The 5,574-nt window shown below is 63.8% G+C and carries 5 protein-coding genes; 1 reads left to right on the forward strand and 4 read right to left on the reverse strand.

Going from position 1 to position 5,574, the window contains the following annotated elements:
• Window positions 1–354: 354 nt before the first annotated feature.
• From EOA33_RS22270 to guaB, 3 genes are read right to left on the reverse strand one after another with little or no spacing between them, the layout of a single operon-like run.
• The gene (locus EOA33_RS22270) at window positions 355–774 is read right to left on the reverse strand and encodes an MAPEG family protein (protein WP_127406605.1); all 420 of its coding nucleotides are present in this window, start codon (window positions 772–774) and stop codon (window positions 355–357) included.
• Window positions 771–1,439, reverse strand: a complete 669-nt coding sequence (locus EOA33_RS22275) for a hypothetical protein (RefSeq protein ID WP_127406606.1) — start codon at window positions 1,437–1,439, stop codon at window positions 771–773. Before EOA33_RS22275 ends, EOA33_RS22270 begins: the two co-directional genes overlap by 4 nt.
• Window positions 1,390–2,892, reverse strand: a complete 1,503-nt coding sequence (guaB, locus tag EOA33_RS22280; protein ID WP_126054986.1) for an IMP dehydrogenase — start codon at window positions 2,890–2,892, stop codon at window positions 1,390–1,392. Before guaB ends, EOA33_RS22275 begins: the two co-directional genes overlap by 50 nt.
• A 512-nt stretch (window positions 2,893–3,404) precedes the next feature.
• On the opposite strand from guaB, the gene EOA33_RS22285 reads away from it, so the two are divergent.
• Entirely contained in the window at window positions 3,405–4,826 is a 1,422-nt protein-coding gene (locus EOA33_RS22285) for an MFS transporter (protein ID WP_127406607.1), read from the forward strand.
• Between the two features lie 159 nt (window positions 4,827–4,985).
• On the opposite strand, the gene EOA33_RS22290 is transcribed toward EOA33_RS22285, so the two are convergent.
• On the reverse strand, window positions 4,986–5,574 hold a 589-nt coding region (locus EOA33_RS22290), incomplete at its 5' end, for an RlmE family RNA methyltransferase (protein WP_145989235.1).

Consider the following 5,574-nt stretch of genomic DNA (forward strand, 5'->3'; position numbering starts at 1 on the left):
GGTCGGATGAGGGTGTCGGACGGAGTGAAGCGCTGGCGACGCAAGTGCTTAAAATCGCTCGATTTTGCTACATCGCATTTCTTCCAGCCATCCGTCTCGGCGCTGCGCGGCGAGATCGGCATTAAGTTCGACAAGCGCAAGATTGCGCTGTTCGACCTGTAGCATCTTCCCTTCTCCCCAAGATGGATCGCCGCGCAGCGCCGAGACGGATGGCTGGAAGAAATGCGATGTAGCAAAATCGAGCGATTTTAAGCACTTGCGTCGCCAGCGCTTCACTCCGTCCGACACCCTCATCCGACCGAGCCTTGCTCGGTCACCTTCTCCCACAAGGGGAGAAAGTGAGCCAAGGTCGATTCAGCCCGCCCCAAGAAGGTGCAACGCGAACAACACCCAGGCCAGCAGTAGAACCACCGCGCCGAAGAAGAAGACGGAGCTGCGGTGGCGCAGGTTGTTGCTGCTGAGATGCACCCAGGCGTGGGCGTAGCGCGACAGGATGAATATCCACGCCAGCGTAAGCGTCAAATAGTTGACGCCGTTGGTCATGAACAGCGCCAGGCACAGCGCGTGAAACAGCACCGGCAATTCGAACTGATTGATCAGATTGTTGGCGACGGTGACGCAGGAGGCCGGCTCGGTGGTGCGGACCTTGTACTGGCCGACCTTTGCCTCGCCTGACTTGACGGCAAAGTACCGGCGCCGGGCCATCACGAGATAGACAATATAGACCAGCAGAACGTGCGCCAGCATCGGCCAGAAGATCGCGGTCTGGCTCACGGCTGCTCGCCGCCCTGCCCGGCCTGTCGCTGATCCGCCAGGTAGAAGACCGCTATGACGCTCACGGGGATCGCCAGCAGCGCGAATTTGGTGACGGTCAGGGCCGAGGCGAAGGCGAGCGAATCGGGATTGGCCGACTGGAAATCGGACAGCAGCCGCGCCACGGCGAGATTCTGCGCGTAGTCGGCCAGCGTATAGGGCAGCACGAGCACGAGGGCCAACAGCGACTGGGCGGGGGCGGCCATCGTCCGGAATTTGGCCAGCCGGCGCCCGGTGACCAGAAGGAGGCTGAGCAGGGTCAGCGACAGGAGCGCCGGGAACAGGAGGTCGAAGGTCAGATAGTGCCAAACGAGGATGATCTCGCCGCCGCGCCGGCCAAGCGCGGTGAGCCAGGCCATGCCTTCATCCGGGGTGAAGCCGGCAAGGCGCATGTCGAGCGACGGCAGTCCGCCGCTCAAGCGGCGGAAATAGAAGAATTCCAGCAGGGTCATGGCGACAAAGACCGCCAGCGTGACGAACGAGAGCGCTGCGGTGTGGCGCGACAGCCGAAGCGCTGTCGCCGTCAGGTTGCGCCAAAGCCTGTAACGATCCCGTTGGTCAGGCTCGGCGGCCTGATCAAATTCCGCCCGGATAGTTCGGGCTTTCGCGGGTGATCGTGACGTCATGGGCGTGGCTTTCACGAAGTCCGGCGTTGGATATGCGCACAAAGGTGGCGCGTTCTCGGAAATCGGCAAGATCGCGGCCACCGACATAACCCATAGCGGCTTTCAGGCCGCCTGCAAGCTGGTGCAGCACGCCAGCCACAGGTCCTTTGTAGGGAACCTGCCCTTCGATGCCTTCCGGGACCAGTTTCAGCGTGTCGCGGACCTCGGCCTGGAAGTAGCGATCGGCCGAGCCGCGCGCCATGGCGCCGACCGAGCCCATGCCGCGATAGGCCTTAAACGAGCGGCCCTGGTGCAGATAGACCTCGCCCGGGCTCTCGTCGGTGCCGGCCAGCAGCGAGCCGATCATGGCGGCGCCGGCGCCAGCGGCGAGCGCCTTGGCGAGATCGCCCGAATATTTGATGCCGCCGTCGGCAATCACCGTCACGCCCTTTTTGTGCGCCGTCTCGACCGCCGACATGATCGCCGAAAGCTGCGGCACGCCGACGCCGGCGACGATTCGCGTGGTGCAGATCGAGCCTGGACCGATGCCGACCTTGACGGCGTCGGCGCCGGCGTCGATCAGCGCCTGCGTGCCTTCCGCAGTGGCGACGTTGCCGGCCAGGATGCGCACCGAATTCGAAAGCTTCTTCGCCCGGGTCACCGCGTCCAGCACGCGCTGCGAGTGGCCGTGCGCGGTGTCGATGACCAGAAGATCGACGCCGGCATCGATGAGGCGTTCGGCACGCTCGAAGCCGTCATCGCCGACGCTGGTGGCGGCGGCGGCGCGTAGCCGTCCCTGCGCATCCTTGGTGGCGTGCGGGTTGAGCTGCGACTTCTCGATGTCCTTGACGGTGATCAGGCCGACGCAATTGCCCTTCCTGTCGACGACGACCAGCTTCTCGATGCGGTGCTTGTGCAAGAGCCGCTTGGCCTCATCCTGGTCGACATTCTCCTTCACCGTGATCAGGTTCTCGCGGGTCATCAACTCATAGACCTTCTGCGAGGGATCGGAAGCGAAACGCACGTCTCGGTTGGTCAGGATGCCGACCAGCCGGCCGACCGTATGGCCGCCGGTGCCGCCGTTCTCGACCACCGGAATGCCCGAAATCGAGTAGGTGCGCATCAGCGCCAGCGCGTCGGCGAGCGTGGCGTCCGGACCGATGGTGACGGGATTCACCACCATGCCGGATTCGAACTTCTTCACCTGGCGGACCTGCTCTGCCTGCTCGGCTGGCGAGAAATTGCGGTGGATGACGCCGATGCCGCCGGCCTGGGCCATGGCGATAGCGAGCCGGGCCTCGGTGACGGTGTCCATGGCGGCCGACAGGATCGGCACGTTGAGGTCGATGTCGCCGGCGATGCGGGTGCGGATGTCGGTCTCGCCGGGCATGACCTCGGAATGACCGGGCTGCAGCAGCACGTCGTCAAAGGTCAGCGCCAGCGCGCCGGTGGACGTTTCGATGATTTTTGCCATGGCCAGTCCTTCGAACACGAAAAAGCCTGGGGAATACAAAAAAGCGCTGGACCGTTATGGACAGCGCCGACTCGTTTCTTCCCTTTCAGGATTGGCGCTGGCTGGTAACACGTCGCGATGACATTGAAAAGACGATGATTGCATGTCATCGCAAGTGCTGGGTTGCCCTGATGGCGGCCACGAAGGACTGCGGTCGCATGACCTGATCGCAATTGCCCGCTTTTTGGGTGGCGGCGGCACAGCGATCAGAACCGGTGAATGCTCGATCTCTTCGCCGGCGCGAGCAGGTACTCGACGGGCACCCTTGTTACATTTTGATCTAGGGTTGCGTCGGAACGTTGATTGGCTCGACTGCCCTGATGCCGATGACATATGGCCACCAGGGGTTGCGGTCGCGCAAAAGTGACAGCAATTTAATGCGACACTCGGGCCAATGCGTGATAACCGCCCGGGCATGCCGGCTCGCCCCCAAGCCAGGCTCCGGATTCGTGAAGACAAATCAGGGCGTTCCCTTGAACCGCATCATTCCGCTCATCCTGGCGGTCGCACTTTTCATGGAGAACATGGATTCGACCGTGATCGCGACGTCGCTGCCGGCGATCGCCGTCGACATCCACACCAGCCCGATCGCGCTCAAGCTGGCGCTGACCGCCTATCTGGTGTCGCTGGCGATCTTCATTCCGATCAGCGGCTGGATGGCCGACCGCTTCGGCGCCAAGAACGTCTTTCGCGCCGCGATCGCCGTCTTCATCCTCGGCTCCGTCGCTTGCGCCATATCCAATTCACTGCCGGCCTTTGTCGTCTCCCGTTTCCTGCAAGGTATCGGCGGCGCGATGATGACTCCGGTCGGCCGCCTGGTGCTGGTGCGCGCCACGCCGAAGAGCGAGCTGGTCGCGGCGATGTCCTGGCTGACCGTGCCGGCCCTGGTCGGACCGCTCGTCGGTCCACCGATCGGCGGCTTCATCACCACCTACTTCACCTGGCACTGGATCTTCCTGATCAATGTGCCAATCGGGCTTATCGGCATCTGGCTCGCCACCCGCTTCCTGCCGGAGACCGAGCCCGCCGAGACGCCGCCGCTGGATTTCCCCGGCTTCGTGCTGAGCGGGCTTGCGGCATCGGGCGTCGTTTTCGGCCTGTCGGTGGTCAGCCTGCCGGCCTTGCCGCCGATCGCCGGCTTCATCACCGTGGCGGTCGGGCTGGTGTCGGGCGTGCTCTATCTTCTGCATGCCAGGCGCGCTGAAAATCCGCTGCTTGCGCTGGATCTGTTCCGCAACCAGGTGTTCCGCTCCTCGGTGCTCGGGGGCTCGCTGTTTCGCATCGGCATCGGCGCGGTGCCGTTCCTTTTGCCGCTGATGTTCCAGATCGGCTTCGGGCTGACACCATTCCAGTCGGGCATGATCACCTTCGTTTCGGCGATCGGCGCCATCGGCGTGAAATTCGTCACCGCGCTGATCTTCAGGCTTGCCGGCTTCCGCCGGGTGCTTATTTCGGGCTCGCTGATCGCGGCCGGGTCGATCGCCATCTATGGGCTGTTCACCCCCGAAACGCCCTATGCGCTGATGCTTGTCATATTGCTGGTTGGCGGCTTCATCCGCTCGATGTTCTTCACCGGCGTCAACGCGCTCTCCTATGCCGAGGTGTCGGCCGAAGATACCAGCAAGGCAACGCCGATCACGGCGGTGTTCCAGCAGCTGTCGATCGCGCTCGGCGTGGCGCTGGCCGGCGGTATCCTGGAAGTCTCGACGTCGATTCATGGCGGGCCGCTGACACTCAGCGACTTCCATGTCGCCTTTTTCATCGTGGCGGCGGTGTCGGCGGTGGCTTCGCTGACGTTCATGCGGCTGGCGTCCGATGCCGGCAACGCGGTGTCCGGACATGGCCGGCTGGCAACACCAAAGACGCTGGAACCGGCGAGGTCGCCGGGGAAGTGAAGCGCCTCTCCTTCTCCCCCTGTGGGAGAAGGTGGATCGGCGCGCAGCGCCGAGACGATTGAGGGGTGCGCCACGGATCGCCGTCTTTGCCAAGCCGGATTGCCCCTCATCCGGCCGCTGCGCAGCCACCTTCTCCCACAAGGAGAGAAGGGAAAGGCGCTAGCCCTTAAAATCCTTCGCCAGCAGATAGAGCTCCACCGACTCGTCGCGGGAGGCCGGCGGCTTGACGTGGTGGACCGAGCGGAAGTTCTGCTTCAACACAGACAGCAGCTCGTTCTCCGCACCGCCCTGGAAAGTCTTGGCGAGGAAGTGCCCGCCGGGCTTCAACACCGAGAGCGCGAAATCGGCGGCCACTTCGCACAGATGCATGGTGCGCAGGTGATCGGTGCGGCGATGGCCCGTGGTGGGCGCCGCCATGTCCGACAGGACGACGTCCGGCTGGCCGCCAAGCGCCTCCGACAGCTTCTGCGGCGCCTCGGGGTCGAGGAAATCCATCAGCAGCACCGGGGCGCCCGGCACGGCGTCCATTTCCAGATAGTCGATGCCGACGACATGCGGGTTCTCCGCCGTCGACTTCGTCCGCGCGGCCGCCACCTGGCACCAGCCCCCGGGGGCGGCGCCGAGGTCGATCACCTTCATGCCCGGCTTCAGCAGATGGTGCTTGTCGTCGATCTCGATCAGTTTGTAGGCAGCGCGGGATCTGAATCCGTCCGCTTTCGAGCGCTGCACATAGGGATCATTCATGTGG

The organism is Mesorhizobium sp. M4A.F.Ca.ET.050.02.1.1 (genome assembly GCF_003997725.1).
GTDB lineage: Bacteria > Pseudomonadota > Alphaproteobacteria > Rhizobiales > Rhizobiaceae > Mesorhizobium.

Coding starts and splice junctions, on each gene's coding strand:
- EOA33_RS22275 (WP_127406606.1), bottom strand. CDS start 1,439: ATGACGTCACGATCACCCGCGAAAGCCCGAACTATCCGGGCGGAATTT.
- guaB (WP_126054986.1), bottom strand. CDS start 2,892: ATGGCAAAAATCATCGAAACGTCCACCGGCGCGCTGGCGCTGACCTTT.